The organism is Cryobacterium sp. MP_3.1, assembly GCF_035984795.1.
In the GTDB taxonomy this organism is placed as follows: Bacteria; Actinomycetota; Actinomycetes; order Actinomycetales; family Microbacteriaceae; genus Cryobacterium; species Cryobacterium zongtaii.
In genome coordinates this window covers 33,298-52,072 of record NZ_JAXCHV010000023.1, presented here as the reverse complement: position 1 = coordinate 52,072, position 18,775 = coordinate 33,298, and the positions used below count along the sequence as shown (strand labels likewise).

The 18,775-nt window shown below is 63.7% G+C and carries 23 protein-coding genes; 22 read left to right on the top strand and 1 reads right to left on the bottom strand.

Features of this window, described 5'->3' with window-relative positions; genetic code table 11:
- Positions 1-556: 556 nt before the first annotated feature.
- Positions 557-727: a hypothetical protein gene (locus tag RCH12_RS13845; RefSeq protein WP_327017245.1), complete on the top strand. Its 171-nt coding sequence runs from the start codon at positions 557-559 to the stop codon at positions 725-727.
- A 70-nt stretch (positions 728-797) separates the two neighbouring features.
- The gene (locus tag RCH12_RS13840; protein WP_327017244.1) at positions 798-1,832 is read left to right on the top strand and encodes a glycoside hydrolase family 25 protein; all 1,035 of its coding nucleotides are present in this window, start codon (positions 798-800) and stop codon (positions 1,830-1,832) included.
- Positions 1,833-2,203: 371 nt separating this feature from the next.
- Here RCH12_RS13840 and RCH12_RS13835 read toward each other — a convergent pair whose 3' ends face one another.
- A complete protein-coding gene (locus tag RCH12_RS13835) occupies positions 2,204-2,563 on the bottom strand; it encodes a hypothetical protein (protein WP_327017243.1) in 360 nt (119 codons plus the stop codon).
- Between the two features lie 139 nt (positions 2,564-2,702).
- On the opposite strand from RCH12_RS13835, the gene RCH12_RS13830 reads away from it, so the two are divergent.
- The 20 genes from RCH12_RS13830 to RCH12_RS13735 all read left to right on the top strand — a co-directional run bounded on the left by RCH12_RS13830 (position 2,703) and on the right by RCH12_RS13735 (position 18,770).
- Entirely contained in the window at positions 2,703-3,035 is a 333-nt protein-coding gene (locus tag RCH12_RS13830) for an HNH endonuclease (RefSeq protein ID WP_327017242.1), read from the top strand.
- A 114-nt stretch (positions 3,036-3,149) separates the two neighbouring features.
- Entirely contained in the window at positions 3,150-3,452 is a 303-nt protein-coding gene (locus RCH12_RS13825; RefSeq protein WP_327017241.1) for a terminase small subunit, read from the top strand.
- Between the two features lie 18 nt (positions 3,453-3,470).
- Positions 3,471-4,994: a hypothetical protein gene (locus RCH12_RS13820; protein WP_327017240.1), complete on the top strand. Its 1,524-nt coding sequence runs from the start codon at positions 3,471-3,473 to the stop codon at positions 4,992-4,994.
- Positions 4,985-6,961 carry a phage portal protein gene (locus tag RCH12_RS13815; RefSeq protein WP_327017239.1) on the top strand — a complete coding sequence of 659 codons (1,977 nt, stop codon included), beginning with the start codon at positions 4,985-4,987 and terminating at the stop codon, positions 6,959-6,961. Before RCH12_RS13820 ends, RCH12_RS13815 begins: the two co-directional genes overlap by 10 nt.
- 9 nt (positions 6,962-6,970) lie before the next feature.
- The gene (locus tag RCH12_RS13810; RefSeq protein WP_327017238.1) at positions 6,971-7,735 is read left to right on the top strand and encodes an HK97 family phage prohead protease; all 765 of its coding nucleotides are present in this window, start codon (positions 6,971-6,973) and stop codon (positions 7,733-7,735) included.
- The gene (locus RCH12_RS13805; RefSeq protein WP_327017237.1) at positions 7,735-8,874 is read left to right on the top strand and encodes a phage major capsid protein; all 1,140 of its coding nucleotides are present in this window, start codon (positions 7,735-7,737) and stop codon (positions 8,872-8,874) included. The genes RCH12_RS13810 and RCH12_RS13805 overlap by 1 nt, the downstream gene beginning before the upstream one ends.
- 93 nt (positions 8,875-8,967) lie before the next feature.
- On the top strand, positions 8,968-9,177 hold the full coding sequence (locus RCH12_RS13800; RefSeq protein WP_327017236.1) for a hypothetical protein: 210 nt from the start codon (positions 8,968-8,970) through the stop codon (positions 9,175-9,177).
- Between the two features lie 148 nt (positions 9,178-9,325).
- Positions 9,326-9,664, top strand: coding sequence for a hypothetical protein (locus tag RCH12_RS13795; RefSeq protein WP_327017235.1), 339 nt, complete (start codon positions 9,326-9,328; stop codon positions 9,662-9,664).
- Positions 9,664-9,999, top strand: coding sequence for a hypothetical protein (locus RCH12_RS13790; RefSeq protein ID WP_327017234.1), 336 nt, complete (start codon positions 9,664-9,666; stop codon positions 9,997-9,999). Before RCH12_RS13795 ends, RCH12_RS13790 begins: the two co-directional genes overlap by 1 nt.
- A gap of 5 nt (positions 10,000-10,004) precedes the next feature.
- Positions 10,005-10,292 (top strand): hypothetical protein, encoded by a 288-nt coding sequence (locus tag RCH12_RS13785; protein WP_327017233.1) that lies wholly within the window; start codon positions 10,005-10,007, stop codon positions 10,290-10,292.
- 2 nt (positions 10,293-10,294) lie between these two features.
- Positions 10,295-10,699, top strand: a complete 405-nt coding sequence (locus tag RCH12_RS13780) for a hypothetical protein (RefSeq protein WP_327017232.1) — start codon at positions 10,295-10,297, stop codon at positions 10,697-10,699.
- Between the two features lie 18 nt (positions 10,700-10,717).
- Positions 10,718-11,296 (top strand): phage tail tube protein, encoded by a 579-nt coding sequence (locus tag RCH12_RS13775; RefSeq protein ID WP_327017231.1) that lies wholly within the window; start codon positions 10,718-10,720, stop codon positions 11,294-11,296.
- Positions 11,297-11,387: 91 nt separating this feature from the next.
- Positions 11,388-11,696: a hypothetical protein gene (locus RCH12_RS13770; RefSeq protein ID WP_327017230.1), complete on the top strand. Its 309-nt coding sequence runs from the start codon at positions 11,388-11,390 to the stop codon at positions 11,694-11,696.
- Positions 11,697-11,716: 20 nt separating this feature from the next.
- Positions 11,717-12,133 (top strand): hypothetical protein, encoded by a 417-nt coding sequence (locus RCH12_RS13765; protein ID WP_327017229.1) that lies wholly within the window; start codon positions 11,717-11,719, stop codon positions 12,131-12,133.
- A 51-nt stretch (positions 12,134-12,184) separates the two neighbouring features.
- Entirely contained in the window at positions 12,185-13,591 is a 1,407-nt protein-coding gene (locus RCH12_RS13760; RefSeq protein WP_327017228.1) for a hypothetical protein, read from the top strand.
- 75 nt (positions 13,592-13,666) lie between these two features.
- Positions 13,667-14,449 carry a hypothetical protein gene (locus RCH12_RS13755; protein WP_327017227.1) on the top strand — a complete coding sequence of 261 codons (783 nt, stop codon included), beginning with the start codon at positions 13,667-13,669 and terminating at the stop codon, positions 14,447-14,449.
- A 148-nt stretch (positions 14,450-14,597) separates the two neighbouring features.
- Positions 14,598-16,730, top strand: coding sequence for a hypothetical protein (locus tag RCH12_RS13750; protein WP_327017226.1), 2,133 nt, complete (start codon positions 14,598-14,600; stop codon positions 16,728-16,730).
- A 221-nt stretch (positions 16,731-16,951) separates the two neighbouring features.
- Positions 16,952-17,287 carry a hypothetical protein gene (locus tag RCH12_RS13745; RefSeq protein WP_327017225.1) on the top strand — a complete coding sequence of 112 codons (336 nt, stop codon included), beginning with the start codon at positions 16,952-16,954 and terminating at the stop codon, positions 17,285-17,287.
- Positions 17,284-17,904: a hypothetical protein gene (locus RCH12_RS13740; RefSeq protein ID WP_327017224.1), complete on the top strand. Its 621-nt coding sequence runs from the start codon at positions 17,284-17,286 to the stop codon at positions 17,902-17,904. Before RCH12_RS13745 ends, RCH12_RS13740 begins: the two co-directional genes overlap by 4 nt.
- On the top strand, positions 17,901-18,770 hold the full coding sequence (locus RCH12_RS13735) for a hypothetical protein (protein ID WP_327017223.1): 870 nt from the start codon (positions 17,901-17,903) through the stop codon (positions 18,768-18,770). The genes RCH12_RS13740 and RCH12_RS13735 overlap by 4 nt, the downstream gene beginning before the upstream one ends.
- The last annotated feature ends 5 nt before the right edge of the window (positions 18,771-18,775 follow it).

The following is an 18,775-nucleotide window of genomic DNA, read 5'->3' as shown; positions in this document are numbered from 1 at the left end:
GACGCGGCCTGGATCAACAAACCCGCCGCTCAGGAAGAAGCGCCGAAACTAGCCGCCTAAACTCACGCTGGCCTCATTCACCTTGACAAATTCCGCCAGCCCGCACCGGCCACCGATGCGGTGGGCTCCCCACACTCTCTGACCCGTGCACAGCGCACCGGCATCCTGCGTGACCACGGCCGCCCCCGCAGCCCACGCCGCAAACGCCGCACCAACCCCACCCATGAGCACCGGCCGCCTGCGAAGGCCGCCACCGCCACCAGGTGTGCGGGTCAGAGCCCCTTCTCAAGACCGGCCGGAAGAGGTGCGGATTAATCCGCGCCACCGGCTAACGACCGGCAGCGCGCTCCCCTCCCTTGGTGTGCTGCCGGTCCTGAACAGCCGGCTGTGCTGCACAAAGAGCGCGCAGCCGGCTGTTCACCCCTACCTGGATACCGCGTACACCCGGAGCTCAGAGGGAGCCTGCAATGACTGACCAAATCCCAGCACCCACCGGAACCCGCTTCGTCCGCGACGGTGATCGGGTCGCCGAACGGTTCGAAAAGCAGGCTGACCGGTGAGTCTGGGCGGCACTGTGGACCTGGCGGTCTACGCGCCTGACCTGTTGCCGAGCAGTGCCTACTCAACGCTCTTGTGGGCAGCGCCCTCCAACGACCCTGACCCGGCCGTTTACCTAGAGATTGAGCTGGCCGTGATCACTGACGGTGGCTTCTCCGCCTACTCCTAACAGCAGGCCCAACCTTTTCGGCCGTCACCACGACGGCCTTTTTACTTCAACCGCTCAGAGGGAGCACGCCTTGACTTTTGGTATCGACGTCTCATCCGGCCAGGCCGGCATCAATTACAACCAGGCGCGCAACGAAGGCGTTGAGTTCGTCATCGTCAAAGCCAGTGGCAACAACATCGGCCTATACGAAGCCAACAGCTACCACGCGCATGTGGATGCGGCTCGCGCCGCCGGACTCCGAATCGGCCACTACTTCGTCGTTGGGCGCGGTAACCCGACCGCCCAAGCCAACTACTTCGTAGACCACCTCTACAAGTTCGACGGCCAGCACGACGTCCTGGCGTTCGACAACGAGCCGCTCGACAGTAACGCCACCTTCTTCGGCCAGGCAGCCGCCTACGAGTTCCTGGCCCAGGTGCAGCGGCGCACCGGTATCAGCTGGAACCGCCTCTGGCTGTACGCCCCGGCGTCACTCACACGCTCGCACACCCCGTGGTCACGCATCACTGACGCCGGCGTTCGCATCTGGTGGGCTGCCTACGGTGGACAGCCGACCGGGCGCACACCCGACCATGAGCCTGCGCTAAACAGATCAGTGTCCCGCTGGGATGTTCACCAGTTCACATCCTCAGCTCGCATCGCCGGTCACACGGTAGACGGCAACTACTCCAAGATCTCCGCGTCCGACCTTTTCGGTGGTGGGGGCTCAACCATTGCAGCCGCCGGCACTCAAGCGCCAGCCGGACGCCGCCGCACCTCCACAGAGGAGGACGGCGAGCCGGGCAGCATCTACTGGACCATGGTGCAGGCAGAGCTGGCTGTCCGCGGTTGGTACCCAGGCGGTACCATCGACGGTGAACCGGGCGCCATGACACATCACGGACACGCACGGCTGCAAGCGGCCATCCTCAACGAGGGCCGCGGCGAGCTGCCGCGCACCTCCACCGAAGAGGACGGCGCCCCCGGCGGTATCTTCTGGCTGCTCGCGCAAACCGAAGGCCGGGAGTACGGCTACGGCGGGGACATCGACCGTGTACCAGGTCCGAACACCATCCGGGCGCTGTACAAGCTCACCGCCGCCTGGCTCAACCGGCACGGGCGCTAGGCGGCGTCTCAAGCAGAACCATAACCCGGAATAGCCACTGCGCTATTCCGGGTTAGTACCACGCCTTGAGGGATGCCGGCACTGGGCGTAAGCGCGCTCCTGTGAGTGGCGCGCCGGATGACTCAGAACGCCTGTAGCCTGTCGGTATCACTACCGGCGGGGGCATTATGGGTCTTGAGTTTCGCATCTGTCTCTCATGCAACGAACGGCACGCCGTCCAACGCGGTGGCCGGATGAGCATCCATCAGAATGCAGCGGGCGAGCGGTGCACAGGGGTCGTACCAGCCGAGCCGTGGTTGGTAGCCGCTCACGCGAAGGCACTCCGAATCCGCGACGAGCAACGGCGCGATGACCGCGAGGATCGCGCAAGGCTAGCCAAGGCCGATGCCGTCGCCGCCGAGATGGCATCTCAATCCGCTCGCAAGCGCGAGCGTCACCTGAGGAATCACCCCGCGGATGCGAGTGCTAGCGAAGCCCGCAAGCGGTATGCCGACATACGAGCGAAGATCGCGGCCGACGAGCAGCGAGAGCGTGAGAAGCGTAAGAATTCGCTCTTCGGGATGAGCAAGCTCGTAGACAAGATGGATCGCAAGATCTACGCCACTGACGGTGCCTACACAGTCAGAGGCGGCCTGCCGACGCTGGGCCGCGGCCACTAGACACAAACACACGCACAGACTCAGCACGACGTTGTCGACGTCGTGCTTTTCGTCGTGCTCTGCCGGATCCATGATCTCCGGGGCATGAAGGACACCGCACAGAGAGAAACGTGATGAAGCACGTACCGCCTATGTGGTTCCAGCGTCTGGCGATGCCGTTCCTCGACATCCAGCTGCACATCCTGCGCCGGCTGACGGCGTTGATCAGGTAATGGCTGCCGCACACACTGGCGTCGCCAAGAACGCCGGCCGCTCCACCCGCCGGTGGAAAGCTATCCGCCTGGAGTTCCGGGCGAAGTGTGAACGCGAGCAGGCGAAGTGCTGGCTCTGCTCACCCGGCGCCATCGACTACGCAATCAAAGACACCAGCGACGACGCGGTCTGGGAACCCGACCACATCTACCCTGTGTCCACCCATCCTGAACGCGCCGAGGACCCGGCTAACCTCCGGGCCTCCCACCGAGGGTGCAACCGCCGACGCGGCAACAAGTGGACGCCGCCCAGCCTCGGGGTTCTTTCCCGTGAATGGTTCGCCTCGGATTAATCCTCTGAGGGTAGGGGGATCGAAATGTTGAAGATCAAATTAACGCGGACGCCTTCCCCGGATAGTAGGCCTCTCTCCCCGGTCGCCTACCCCCCATCCCCCTGAACGGAGCCTATGGCCGCGCCACGCAAGATCCGAACCGCCGTACTCGCTTCCTTTGAAGCGTCAGCAGCAATCACCGCCGCTGACGCTGGAGCCCAGCTGCTCGCCCTCACCTACGCCGACGCGATCGACATGGCGAAGGCAGCCGGCGACGCCGGCACCTTGACCAAAGCCCTCTACCTCGGCCCGCACCTGCTGAACGTGCTGCGCGCGCTCGGCTGCACCCCCGACGGTCGCGAGGCCGCCGCCCCCGATACCGAAACCGACTCGGCAGCCGCCGCACTCGCAAACCTGCAAGCGGAGGCCAACGCCTAGATGTAAGGAACGTGCGCCGTGCTCATGCAATACGACCCGGCGCTCTCCCCCATCTGCGGTGTCACCACCCCGCGTATCTTCACGAAGCCGCTCCGAGAACTCACCCGCCAGACAAGCCGCGGCTTCGCAGCCATCGAATTCGGCGTGCGTGTCCTTGGGATGGAGCTCATCCCGTGGCAGGCCGACTTCCTGATCCGGGCGCTCGAGCTCGGCCTCGACGGCAAGCAACGCTTCCGCACTGTGCTCCTGCTCGTCAGCCGACAGAACGGCAAGTCAGCCGTCATGAAGATCATGGCGCTGTACCGGCTGTTCGCTGACCCCAGCTGTGAGCTCGTGCTCGGCGTCGCCCACAAGCTCGCTGGTGCGAAGAAGCCGTGGGATGAAGCTCGCAAGCTTGTCCTCTCGATCCCCGCCCTGAAAGCGCAGACCCTCAAACCTCGGATCGCCAACGGTGACCTGTGCATCCCACTAAAGAACGGGAGCGCCTGGCGCGCTGAATCCAGTGAGCCTGACGCCACCCGTGGCTGGTCGGCCGACCTGCTGTTCTTCGATGAGCTCCGCACCCAGGAGACACGAGATGCGTGGACGGCAGCGAAAGCTACGACTACCGCCCGCCCGAACGGCATGGCTGTCGGAGTCTCGAACGCCGGCACCGGCAAGTCGGTGGTGCTCCGTGAGCTCCGCAACGACGCCATCAGCAAGATCAACGACCCGACAGCCCGCGTAGCGATCCTCGAATGGAGCGCTCCTGAAGGCTGCGACCTTGACGACCGGGCAGCGTGGGCGCAAGCGAACCCCTCACTTGGGTACACCCTCGACATCGCGGTGCTTGAAGAAGCCGCCGCCGCTCCTGACCCTCGCGCGTTCCGCACTGAGCATCTCTGCCAGTGGGTTGAGACCGAGGTCATGGGCCCATGGGAGCCTGGCGCCTGGGAAGCGCTGACCGATGCCTACTCGGAAATAGATCCCGCGTCGGAGTTCACAGTCTCGGTGGAGACCGGGTTCGACCGAGCCATGACCTACATCAGCATCGCCGGCTGGCGCACTGACGGCAAGGCTCACATCGAGACGATCGCGCAGCGCGCCGGCAGTGCATGGGTGGTGCCAGCCCTCGCCAAGCAGTGGCCTGAATGGTCGCAGCTCGGTGCCTCCACAATCCTCATCCAAGGGTCTGGATCGAACGCAACCGAGCTCATTGAGCTTCTGGAAGCCGCCCACTTCCCGGTCACCCCGGTAAAAGGCACTGACCTCGGTGCTTCCTTCGGAGCGTTCTACGACGCGGTCAAAGAAGGCCGGCTGCACCACCGCGGTCAGCAGCTCCTGGACCTGGCAGCCTCCGCCGCCCAGACAAAGACACTCGGCCAGATCCGCGTCTTCGACGACAAGGGCTCGCCGGTCGAGGTCGCGCCTCTCCAAGCAGCCTCCTTCGCCTACTGGGGCTTGACCGTCGCCGACCTGCGCCGGGCCAAGAAGCGCATCTCGGCTTACGAGACAGAGACAGATCCCGACGAACCAGAAAGCGCGTACACACTATGGGGCTAAAAACCTTCCTCGGCCTCAACACTAAGAGCGCTGCAACCGGCACGACAACCGGTCAGCTCTCCGGCCAGGTCTTCACCGCAGCTGAGGCCGGGCAGCTGCTCGACAAGGTAGGCGGTATGTCACCGGCTCGGCTGTACGCAACCCAGCCGAATGTTCACGTGTGCGTCGACTTCCTAGGCCGCAACGTTGCTCAGCTCGGCGTCCATGTTTTCGAGCGCGTATCCGAAACGGACCGACAGCGCAACCGCGATTCGAACACCGCGAAGGTGCTCGCACGCCCGAACCCGGGGCTAACCACCTACCGCCTGATCCGGGCGCTGGTCAGCGACTACGTGCTGTACGACGAGGCATGGGTGCTCATCGCGCAGACCGCCGACGGCTGGACGCTCCGCTCGCTCGCCGTCAACGCGGTCAGCATCCTGGACGGTGACGAGGAGCTCGGCACGCTGCGCGTCCGCTACTCCGGTGGCAAGGGTACGACCGTCATCGAGCAGAAGAACCTGATTCACCTGCGCGGCTGGTCGCCGTACTACGGCACCTCAGTCTCACCGGCCGTTACAACACTGCGTGACACTCTGACCCTGGACATCCACCAGTCGATCTTCCGGATCGCCGCCCTTAAAAACGGCGGCCAAATGGGGTCGATCATCTCGCGCCCCGCCGACTCCGGCGAGTGGGAGAAGGGCGGGCGTACGAAGTTCCTGGAAGGCCTCCGAGCTTTCCGCAGCGACGGCGCCAGCAAGGGTGGCACTCTGCTGCTTGAAGACGGCATGACCCTCTCCCAAGGCCGATTCAACGCCAAAGAAGAGCAGATGCTCGAGCTGACCCAGCTCAGCCTCGAAGTCACCGCCCGCGCCTTCCACATTCACCCCTCACAGCTTGGCGCCACCGGCGGACTCAGCTATGCGAACGTGCGCGAGCTGCGCACGATGACGTACACCGAGACGCTCGGCCCCCTCCTGGCCGAGGTGGTGCAGGAGCTCGTCATGCAGCTCATCCCGCGCGTCGATCCGGACCGCACCGACCTCTACATCGAGTTCAACATCAAGGAGAAGTTGTCCGGTACCCCCGCTGAAGAGATGGCCATCCTGCTCTCCGCAACCGGCCGGCCGATCTTCACGCCGAATGAGGCGCGGGCGAAGCTGAACATGAGCGATCTCGACGGCGACGCTGACCTGCTTGCCACACCGATGAACCTGATCCTGGGTGACGTCGGCACAGCCAAGATGCCGCCGGTGAAAGCTGGCGCGCCTCGGATCAAAGCGAGCGCACCAAAACCGCCGATGACCGGCGCTGCTGACGAGGCAAGCGTCACTGCGGTCGGCACTGGCCTGGAACGCTTCTTCAAACGTCAGCAGGCCTCCGTCCTCTCGAAGCTCAGCGCGAAAGCTGCTGGTGACTTCTGGGATGCCGAACGCTGGGACCGTGAGCTGTCAGATGACCTGTTCAAGCTGGCGCTACTCGTCACCAGCCAGGTCAGCGCCGGCGCCCTCGACAGTGTGGGCTTCGGCCCGGACGAGTACAACGTCGCACAGACGGAAGCTTTCCTCCGTGCGATCGCCGACTCTCGGGCCGCCAAAGTCAACGCGACAACACTCGCAGCGATCGAAGCCGCTCTCGCCGACCCGGCACTCGACGCCGACGGCGTTGCAACGAACACGCCGGAAGCAGCCTTCGAGGATGCCCGCGGCTCCCGCGGTGATGTGATCGCGAAGACTCTGGTCACCACCCTGGTCGCCTTCGCAGTCGTTGAGGTAGCCAAGCAGGTCGCCGGTGACAAAGCGACGAAGACCTGGTCAACCAACTCCGCAAAACCTCGTGCTGACCACGCCGCCATGAACGGCGAGACGGTCGCGCTGAACGCCCCGTTCAGCAGCGGACAGCAGTGGCCCGGTGATCCGGCCGGCGGCGCCGATGGTGTCGCTAACTGCGCTTGCTCCGTCGAAATCAACTTCCCGCAGTCCTGAAAGGACACCATGCAGATCAAACAGGCATCGGCCAGCTTCAAAGCGCTGACCGAGCTCGACGGCGAGGGCATCTTCGAAGCCATCGTCAGCACCTACAGCGTCGACTCGTACGGCGAAGCAGTCATGCCGGGCGCGTTCGCGAACACTCTTGCCGAGTGGGCCGCCAGCGGGGATCAGATTCCCTGCCTCTGGTCGCACCAGCTTAACGACCCGTTCGCGCACATTGGCTTCGTGCTCGAAGCGAAGGAGACCGACGAAGGCCTATGGGTCAAGGTCCAGCTCGACATGGAAAACCCGACCGCGCAGCAGACATTCCGACTTCTGCAGCGAAGGGCTGTCAAGCAGTTCTCCTTCGGTTTCAAGGTTCGCCGGTCGAGCTGGGGCGAGCGTGACGGCCACTCCGTCGTCGAGCTCCACGAAGTCGAACTCCTCGAGGTTTCGCCAACCCTGGTCGGCGCGAACCCCGACACACAATCTCTCGGCGTCAAGGCTGCAGCCCTGACCGCTGAGATCAAGGCCGGCAAAGTTTTGTCGTCCAAGAACGAGGGCACGGTGCGCGCCGCGTACGAAGCCCTGGGTGAGCTGCTTGCAGCAGTCGAACCCGACACGACGAAGACGGATGCTAAGGCGCAACCCGAAAGCACGGTCAAGACGGAGGAGCCCTCACCGGTCAACGTCGAGGAGCCGCCTGCTATGAAGGCCGCCCACGAGGCAGAAGTCAAGTCGCTGGAAACACTCATCCAACTCATCAACATCGAAAGGCTCCTCCCATAATGGATCTTCTACTCATCGAGGCTCAGTCCCTCATCAGCGCCGCCAAGTCCGGCATCGCAACCGACGAGCAGTCGGCCCGCCTCACGGTCGTCACCGGCCTGATCAAGGCCGCTCAGGCCAACGCGGCCTCCGTCGCCGAAGGCGAAGCCCTCATCAAGTCCCTCTCCGCAGCCGGCCCCGCCGTCGTTGCGACGGAGGCACAGGCTAAGACGCTCGGCGCCCACGCCGTCAAGTCCCTGGACCTCGCCGGGTTCAAGGCCACCCGCACCCCCCGCTCCGCCACGGAGTTCAAGGCTGTCGGAGACCCGACCCTGGTCGGAACCGACATCGTCGCTGACGTAGATCGCGAGATCGTCGGCAACGTGCGCACCATCCCGAGCGTGGAGGCCCTTTTCAGCGCCGGCAATCTCGGTGGAAACGCGCTCAAGTACCGCGTGGAGCTTCCCGTACAGGGCAGCGTCGCAGCGGTCGCTGAGGGCGACGCCAAGGCTCAGGTGACCTACACCTACGAAGAGCGCCAGGAGGGCATCTCCACCATCGCCGGCTTCACCGAGCTGAGCGATGACATGCTCGAGGACCTCGACTACGTTGCGGCCGAGATCAACAACAACCTGGTCACCGACCTGAACGTTGAGACCGACCGTCAGCTGCTCGACGGCGACGGTGCCGGCCCGAATGTCCTCGGCGTCCTGCGCCGGGCAGGCGTGCTCACGCTCGTCTCCCCGACCGTTGCCGAGAACCTAGACAGCATCAAGCGCGCGTCGACCCTGGTGTCTATCGCCTCCGGCCGTCAGGCCTCAGCGCTGGTCATCAACCCGCTCGACTTCGACCGGCTGATCCTGTCGAAGGATGGCAACGGCGCGTACCTCGGCGCTGGACCCTTCGTGGCTACGGTCACCCAGGGCATCTGGAGCATCACCGCGGTGGTCACCCCGGCCATCACGCAGGGCACTGTCCTGCTCGGCGCTTTCGCTACGGGAACGGTCCTGAAAAAGGGCGGCGTCCGCACGAAGATCACCGACTCGCACGAAGGCAACTTCGTGAAGGGCATCAGCACCATCGTTGCTGAACGTCGCCTGGGCCTGAAAGTGAACCGGCCTGCCGCGTTCATCAAGCTGACCCTCGCTACCGCCGCGTAGCACACGGCCTCACGGCCACCCAGAGCAGGACGCAGGCCTCACCGCCTGCGTCCTGCTCGTGCTCCACCCCAGAACATCTGACGAAGGTCACCCATGCAGAGCTACGAAATCACCCTCGCGGGACTGACACTCACCGTCCAATACACCGACGAGTACGCCGAGCGTCTCCGCCTGGTCGCGCCTGACGCGCGACCCGCCACCCCTGAACCTGTTGCGCCCGCCAAACCGGCGCGTAAACCATCCACCCGCAAGCCGAAGGAGCCGACTGTTGGAATACCCGACATTGCTACCGACACCGAGTAACTTCCGCAGCAGTGAGCTTCTAGCTGCCGCTGAGCAGGCTGTCCGAGATTACTGCGGATGGCACATCTGCCCCGCGGTCACCGAAACGATGGTCCTTGACGGCTCCGGTACGGGGTCCTTGTTCCTCCCATCGAACCACGTAACCGGCGTGATAAGCCTGACCAACGGCGGCCAGGCCATCGACCATGAGACGCTCGAATGGAGCGAGCTCGGCTTCGCCCGTCTGCCCGCTGGTCAGCTCTGGACGGACAGCCTGCGCGGAGTCCGGATCACGCTCACCCACGGTTACGAGTCGGTCCCGATCGTTGTGGAGATGATCCGTGAGATGGCAGCCCGGGCAGAAGCCTCCCCCGGCGGCCTCGTTGAAGCTCGTGCCGGTGACATCTCCGAGAAGCGATCAATGACAGCCCCCGGTGTTGCCGGCGGCATCGTCCTCATGGCGCATGAGCGCGAACAGCTCAACCCCTACCGAATCCGTGGCTCCTAATGTTGCGTGATGACACGGCGGTACGCGAACGGGCCGTCTCGGAGCCCGGCGCACACGGCGGCACCCGCGAAAACTGGACGAACCCATACCTGCTCGACCTCGAAGGTGTCTTGCTCCGTGCCGCAACATCCGATGAGGTGGACGGCCGCTCTGGTGTCACCCACATCATGTATGCGGCGCTCACAGCCGACGTGGAAGCCCGGGATCGCATCCGGTACACCAACCCTCGCGGCAAGCGCCGCGTGTACGAGGTGGACGGTGAGCCTCTCTGGTTCAACGGCCCGAGCCCGCTCACCCGGTACATCAAAGTAAGCCTGAAAGCGACCGACCTGTGACGCAGATGAAACAACTCAAGAAGATCAAATTCAGGGTCGCTGCCTGGTCAGAGATCATGACCGACGACAAGGTCGTTGCTGAGCTCAACCGTCGTGCTGTGCTGATCGCTGCCGCAGCCAACGGCGCTGTCGCTGGCGGTGCCGGCGAGGATCACTTCGTGGTCGAAGAGAACTTGACGACACGTCGTCCGCAACGTGCACGCGCCGTCATCATCGCGAAGACCGTCGAAGCCCGCCTGGCGGAGTCAGAGTCTGGCGCCCTCACCCGGGCGCTTGAAGCGGGGAGGGACTGAACGTGATCAAGTTCCCTGACATCGAAGCTTTGCTCATCGCTTGGCTCTCCGGTCAGCTCGCCGCACTCTCCGTCGACGCTGACGTGGCGAAGCTGATCCCAGCTGGACGCAGCCAAGCGTCACCAGCACGCCCGCTCGTGCAACTGCGGGTGAGCGGCGGCCGCAAGGACATGGCCTCCATGGCCGCCCCGCTCATCACCATCGACACCTGGGCTAGCGACAGCGAAACCGCCTCTGGCCTTGCCGAGACCGTGCGCGGTCTGATCCCCGAACTCCGGCTCTACGCCGGCGTCCAGTTCTACCTGCACAACGAAGCCGGCGGCCCGGTCGACTTCCCGGACACACCGACCGGGCAGTCACGCTATCGCCAGATCCACACCATCCGCTACCGCGGCCGCGCCGCATAACCCAGAAGGACAAACACAATGACTAGCAACGCAAACACTTTCGTCGGCGCACCCGCAATCGCCGGCATGCTCTACTCCGCACCAGCGGACACTGCCGACCCGACTGACGCCACCACGCCGCTGCCCGCCATCTGGGCCCAGCTCGGGGCAATCACCGCAGACGGCATCGTGCGCAGCGGTGAACCGGCTGTCGAGGCGATCAAGGACGCCGGCAACCGGACGATCCGCAACATCGTCACCGACCACCCGATGTCCTACGGCCTCACATTCGCGGAGGCTCTGAACGTCGACGTGCTGAAAGAGCTTCGCGGCGAAGGGAACGTCACCGTCTCAGCAGACGGCAAGACGATCACCGTCGGCCACGTCGAAGGGTTCATCTCCCCCGCCCGCAAGTACGTCATTGAGCTCGAAGACTTCCCGAACAAAAAGCGGGAGATCATCAAGCTCGCGCAGGCTCAGAGCACCGGCGACGTCACCTACTCGGCTGCTGCACCCGGGGTTGTGTATGAGGCAGTCCTCAACGTCCTCAAGCCCACCGACGGCACCAACGTCCGAGTGACTGAGATCACAGAGATTGATGCTCTCGTAGCCGCGTAGCCAACACCCACCTTCTCCCGCCCCAGGTCATGCCGTGCACCTGGGGCGGGCTCCATTTAAGCGCGGCGCTAAGCAGAAAAGAGCACGGCAAATGGTCTTTCAAGTCCCACCATCCAAAGCATCCAGCAAGCAGAACCGGTTCGAGTTCCAGGTCGTCGCCGACGGCCCGGTGTACTCCATCCCACTCCTCAAGTACGTGAAGAACGGACTGAAAGCGAGACTGTCACAGCTGACAGAAGAGAACCTTAAGTTCTCCGACCTGCTCATGATCTTCGAAGCCGACCCAGCTGCGCGCACCGCAGTTGACGAAATCGAGCAGGAGCAAACCGACGAACTTCTGAAGGCCTACCACGAAGCATCGGGCATTACACTCCCGGAATCCTCGCCCTCCAAGAGCTAATCCGGGACCACGGAATTGCCTTGGAGGCTGACCTCCTCAGAGCCGGCTACCGGCTCGACGACCTGGGCACACCAGCGCTGAGCTGGCGTGACCTGAACTTGCTACAGGCAACATTCGGGCCCGGGTCGATGACCTACCGCAGTATTCACGGCCACGATTGGGGCCAAAGCGAGTCAATGACAGCTGAGCTGATCGATGCTGTGCAGAACCTCGGCTGGATCCTTGTCGCGGTAAACACCCCGAAAGGCCGTTCGCAACCCAAGCGCCCGCCCGAGTTCCCGCGCCCCGCCGCGTTCCTAGTGGAAATGGTGTCACGGGGCGAGGCGAAAGCCGAGCAGGTGCGCTCACGCACCAACCCAGCACACGTCCATGCGTGGGCTGAGCAGATGAACGGCCCTGCAGTCGAACGCCGAAAGCCGGGCACAAAAACACAATAGAGAAACGAGAACTCGGCTATGGCCTCAGGCGTAGAACTCTTGACCGCATATATGAGCCTAGTTGTCTCCGGTTCGGATATCGCTCCGTCAGCCCGCCGGGCTATCGGTGAAGCGGACGGTGTCATCGACACTGCCACGCAGCGCACCGGTGCCACCGCCGGCCGTAACCTGAGCACCGGTATCGGGCTTGGGCTCGCGGCGGCAGGCGCCGGCATCACCGTGTGGGCGAAGCAGCAGGTGGATAGCCTCGCGCGGATCGAATCGATCGGCGCGCAGACAGACTCTGCTTTGAAAGCTACTGGCGCCGGCGCGTGGACAACCCGCGCGAAGATCGATGAGCTAGCGGGGTCTCTTGAGAATAAGACAGCTACCGAAGCCGAGTCGATCACCATGGGCGCGAATATGCTCTTGACGTTCAAGAATGTCAAAAATGCGGCCGGTGAAGGCAACGATGTCTTCGACCAGAGCATCGGCATCATGACCGACGTGAGCCGGGCTATGGGCACTGACGTCGCCGGCGGCGCCATCCAGCTCGGCAAGGCGTTGAACGACCCCGTGGCTGGCATCTCAGCTTTGAGCCGGGTCGGTGTCACGTTCACTGAGGATCAGAAAGCGATGATCGCCTCGCTCGTCGATTCTGGGGACGTGATGGGCGCCCAGAAGGTCATCCTGGCCGAGCTTAACAGCGAGTTCGGCGGGGCCGGAGCAGCCTACGCCGAGACCTACGCGGGAAAAGTCGACCTCGTTGGGCACGCATGGGGAACGCTTGGTGAGACGGTGCTGACCGCGGCGATGCCTCTGTTGCTTGACCTAGCGGGGGTGCTGAACACGGTCTTCACCTACCTAAACGAGAACGCGTGGGCGCTAAATCTTGTGGCAGCTGTAGTTGGCACCGGGCTGGTGATCGCCTTCGGGCTGTGGGCGGCCAGCATTTGGGCTACCACTACCGCGCTCCTAGCGTCACCGGCCACATGGGTGATCCTGGGAATCGTAGCCGCGGTTGTTGGCCTGGTCGCATGGCTCTCTTTTGCAACCGATGGCTTCAGCGACTGGGGTTCGCTCGGCGCTCAAGCGGTGAACGTTCTGACCGGCGGCGTCAATGGTCTGATCCATGCGATCAACGGCGCCGCGCGCGGACTTGAGTGGCTGTTCTCACTCGGCGGAGCGCTTGGCAACTGGTCGTGGGGCGAAATCCCGATCATTGAGCTGCAGAAAATCAAGGGGCTCGCCACAGGTGGTCACGTGACCAGCTCCGGAGCAACTCTCGTAGGAGAGAACGGACCAGAGATCCTGCAGTTGGGCCGCGGCAGCTCAGTCGTGCCCCTACAGGACGGCTACGCCGCCGGCTCCGGCTCGTCCACCTCGACGACCAACAACTTCTACAACCCGGTCGCCGAGCGAGCCTCTGACAGCCTGCGCAGCACACGCAATACGAGGGCTGCCGGCGTCGGAGTCTGACGCACCCCGAGGCGCAGCGCACTACAGGCCGCTGCGCCTCGCCCACCACTTTCTAGACCCCTTAGGAGTCACCACGTGAGCACTGTTCGCGCGTACGAAATCAACGAAGTACCCCTCCAGAAGCTCGGCACAGTCACCAGCGAGACGCAGTTCACTGCAGGCACCACGATTAATCGCCCAGAGCTTTCTATCCCCGGGTTCGACGGCCAGATCGAGATGGACGGGGTTGAGGAAGTACCGGCCATCCGCATTGAAATGCTGGTGGAGTTCGAGCGTATCGCCGCAGTACGGACGCTGTTCCGGTCTGACTCGCTCGTACTCGGGTACAGCGGTAGCACTGCGGTTGCGCAGCTCCGCACAATCACTGAGGAGCTGGTGAGCATCAACGATGAGTTCAAAGTAACCATCGTCCTATCCCTCCCCTACATCTGGCTGCGCAGCCCCGAAACCCTGACCACCGCCCTCCTCGACGCCGCCAGCAAAACGGTGACCGTCTGGCCTGGCCTGACCGGCAAAGTCTCCGACGCGGGCGTCCGCATCGCCGGACCGTTCACCGGCCTCCGCGTCAAGGACAACGGCAGGTCGTTCTTCGAGTACTCGGCCGCGGTGCCAGCCGGCACCTGGTTGCGCTTCGAAGCGGCGACTGGCCGTGCGTACACGACAACCACAGATGCGTGGTCTGGTGGCACAGAAGTCACCGACCTCGTACAGACGGGCCCTGGGCCGTACGCGTTTAGGATCACCGAATCCTGGTCAACAGATCCTGCGGTTACCCGCGGGAAGCTCACCGTGACCACTGCCACACGTGGCGCAACTACCATTTTCGAGCTAAAAGGCCGGCCTGCATATGTCCTCTAAGACTGCCGACATTCGGCTTGACCGGGTGGGTGCAGTGCCGGCTGGGCTCAGCCGCACCATCCGTGCCAACACCATCGCCTACAGCGGCGCGTACAGCGACACGCCTACCCTAGGGTTCGAAGCCTCACAGGTTGTGACCGGTTCGCTTGTGAACGGCACCGAGCTTGCCGTCAAGCTGCTCGGGCCGCTCGGCTGGGTTGAACCTGAGCATGGGCGCTTCCTCATTCAAGACTCCAACTGGGACGAGGGCGACTCCACGCTCATGACCCGCTATGTGTGCGTCGGCTTCGTCTCCTACAAACTGGCCGCCGTCACTTTGCACTCCTCGGACGGATCCGAGCGGGAGTGGAACGACACAGCTGGCGTCATCATCCTGCACACCCTGGAAGAGGGCATCGCCCGCGGCGCCGCTGTCGACGTCGGACACTCCTTTACAGCATCCGTCGACTCAGATGGCAAAGCGTGGTCCGGTGCCGCAGCACTCATCAGGCAGAGCTTCCCTGCCGACCAGACCTCACTGTCGATCCTGAACGCGCTGACAACGGCAGGCGTCATCGAGTGGTCTACGCGGGGGCGCGAGCTCCTCGTGTATTCGCCAGGCCACGGCGTCGACCGTGGAACCGGTGCGGACCGCTTCTACGTCGGCCGCTACGCCACAGAGTTCCCGGTGTCCACCTCGATCGCTGACGCCGCGACTGTCGCCATCGTCCGAGGTGACGACGGCACAGCCCACGAGTTCGCAGGCGCCGACACTCTAGGACTCGGTCGGCTCGAACGGGCGAACGGCGCCTCAGGCACGACTGACTCAGCGACTCTCACGGTCCTCGGGCAGCTTGCCGCTGCCCAAGGCGGAGAGAAGCAAATGTACACCGTCACCGAGAACACCGGTGCCATGGATGCGATCGCCGGCATCGACTACTCATGCGGCGATTACGTCATGGTGTGGAGCCGCACGGGCAAGCCCACCCGCATGCGCGTCTCCGAGATCCAAGTGCGCCGCGGCTCCGACCACACGACCTCCGTCGACATCATTCTTGAAGACCGTCTGACCGACTTGACGGCACGGCTAGCAAAGCGTGCGGCGTCGCTTGGTGCGAGTTTGACCGGCAGCGGCATGCTGAAAGGTTCAGGCGGCATTGGTGGAGGCGGTGGCTTGATGACCGGAACCATCGACGCAGGCCACATCGGTTTCGGACCTGCCCGCGTCCTCATGGGCGGGTCCCTCACCGAACCGCTCGGCCGTCTCGCCAGCTATCAGCCGTACGCCAACGATGTCGTTGTCGTAGGTTCGGTTGCCGGTGCGAACACCATCCTCGGGCGGCTGGTGGACTCGGACTCGCCGGTTCCTGTCGGCTCTGGTGAGCTCCTTGAGCTCGGTGAAGGCTGGGAGGCTTACGACGTCGGCCGTTACGGCGAGCCCTCCATCCGCCGTATGTCCAGCGACTGGGTGATACTCAGCGGCGTCCTACGCCGTCGCGGGGTTGCCGGCACAACCATGGTGCTGAGAGTTCAGCCGGTGTACGTTCCGGCCCGGCCAAAGACGCAGTTCCAGGCTACGGTCGGCGACACCACCAACGGCGCGGCCCAGAGTTCGTCCGGTTTCCGTCTCGAGCTTGATACGACGGGAGCTTTGACACTTCTCTGCGGCGGGTACGCCGGAAGCGCCGACCCCGCTGACGCCGGCGACCTAATCGTGAGCTTGAACTCTGTTTGGTACAACATCTCGACGAGCATCACCATGTTCGCGGGATCGACCATCGCAGGGTTCGGAACTGACCCAAACGGCACATCGTGGACGTTTGGATCAGTTCAGTCGCTGGCGACCATCCCAGAGGGGAAGCGGCCGGATCGTGCACGCACGATCCCCGCCATGACCCCTGGCTACTTCAATGCATGGAACCCCGGACAAGTCATATCGCCCGCATACGGGGTGGTCGGCTCCACCAACGGCGATACAACCAGCATTGAAGGCGGGTTCTGGCAGACCGCCGACGGCGCCCAGCAGTACGAGTGGACCGACGTTGATCTGATCAACGGTTTCACGCACGACCCGAACCAGCACGTGCAGTACGCGAAGGCTGGCGGAATTGGAATGCTTCGCGGGATACATGAGTCCGGTGTCTCAGGTCAGTCAATGGGTCAGCTGCCGCCCGGCATGCGGCCGAGCAGCGAGATCATCACCCGGCAGAACATCCGGCTTACCGCCGGCGGGAACCTGATCAGCGCCGGCTACATCTCCACCGGCCGCTGGTTCGACCTCATGTGGGTAATTGGCCGCTAGGTCCTAACCCAAGAACGCCCCGCCTCCCGACCAGGAGGCGGGGCGTTCTGTTTTCATCCACCCCCTGGTCGTTTCGCGGTAAGCCACGTACTACATGACGACAGCACCACCACCACTAAATTAATCCATCAGATCGGCTCCACATGCTCACATCTACAAGCTCACTGCCGGAGTGGGGCGCCTTCTGGGATGCCACGTCAGTTCTCACACTCGCCGGCTGGGTGGTCGGCATCATCCTGGTGATCACAATCCTGGCGAAAGCCTGGCCGTGGTTGCGGCGGGCGTTCCGCACAATCGACGCCTTGACCTCGCTGGCTGACGTGCTGCCTGCGCTCATCGACGATGTTGCGCGAATCAAGCATGAGGTAATTCCGAATCACGGAGGCAGCCTCCGAGACGCAACCGACCGTACCGAGACTGCCGTCGCTGACCACGGCACGCAGATCGCCAACATCGAGGCCGGCATCCAGCACGCGACCCGCCAACTGGCCGCCACCAAAACCACGCTCGCACGGCACACCAAGCAGCTTCAAGGGCTGACTAAGGAATCCGAATGACCCTCTCACCTACCACCTACGGCACTGTCACCGGGCGCCTGCTCTCCGCCCTCGGGGACGGCCCGGACGCCGACTTGGCACCTGACAGCTCGGCGATCACCGGCACCATCACCTTGACGCCGAGCGTCACCACGATCCTCGTTGCAGGCGGCACCGGCGGCCCGTTCACCATCATGCCGGTGCCGATCGTCTGCGGCATCGACGCTGACGGTTACCTCGTGTACCCGGTTGGCAGCACGAACCGCGGCGCGCGGATCATGGCGACGGGCGACCCAGCGGCAAACCCTAGCGGGTGGACGTACACCGCCAGTTTTGCGATTATCGCAGGCGACCGGGCCGTCGTACGGAACCCTTTCTCCTTCGAGGTCCCGGCTGGTGTCGTCACAGACCTGACCACGGTGGCACCTGTCGGTGCGAGCGGTGGGGTACTCATCACACGTGGCGCCGATGGGGCGGACAGCGTCGTACCGGGCCCCCGTGGTGATGCCGGCGCTGCTGCTCCAGGGCATGGAACTTTCATCCAGCCACTCGCACCAACTGAGCCAGGCCCCTGGCTCTGGATTGACACATCACAGACCGAACTGACCTTCTGGGTCGAGGAAGCAGCAGCAGCATGAGAAACGCCTTTGAAACCATGGCCACTGAGCCGACCGCGCTGTCCGCAGCCGCCCACCTGGGCACACTTGCCGGGGCAGTGCAAGGAACTACGCTCGTGGTCGGCCCGCGCATAGAGACGGGCGCAGCAACCCTCACAGCAGGGGTCCTGGAATTCGCGCTTGACACGACAGGGTGGCGCCGTCTTGTCTTCACTTTTGACCCGATGCAGATGTTCTTCGGGCAGATGTACCTGGAGTTGCAGCAGCAGCCAGAAGGCCCGTGGACCCCCGGCGCTACGCCGTACAACTTCGGAGACGGCTCCTTCCGTCCAGACATGGAACGCGTCCTGACCGTCAACTGCGCCGGTGTCTACGCGGTGCGCATTAGGGCCTCTGACGTTTACGAAACGTACACGTTCGGCTACTCCCTCTCGTCGCAGATCGCACCGGACCCGATCACTGTTGCCGGGACGGTTCAGGTGTCCGGAGAAGTGGTCCTGAGCCCCTCGTCCCAGACGAAGCTGTATGCGTTCAACACTGACTACTTCCAGTACGAGAGCACAGGCGCGGCCGTGGCCACCCGGATCGGACACTACGGGAGCTCGCAGGCGATCAGCGAGATTACGATCTCGAACCCTACCGCCACCGACGCCTTCTTCAAGCTGTACGACCCGAAATACCCGAACGGGAACGTCATGACATTGGGGGTTACTCCTGCCGTCATAATCTTCCCGGTCCTGGCCGGTCAGACCGTCGTGCACTCTTTCGGCTACCCCGGAAAGCGTATGGAGAACCCGATCTTCGCAATCTGCGGCACGACGGGGAAGCTCACGGCGACAGCCGGGCCAGCCGGTGTTCTCGTCTGCGGAACCCGGTTTAGCAACTAAACGAA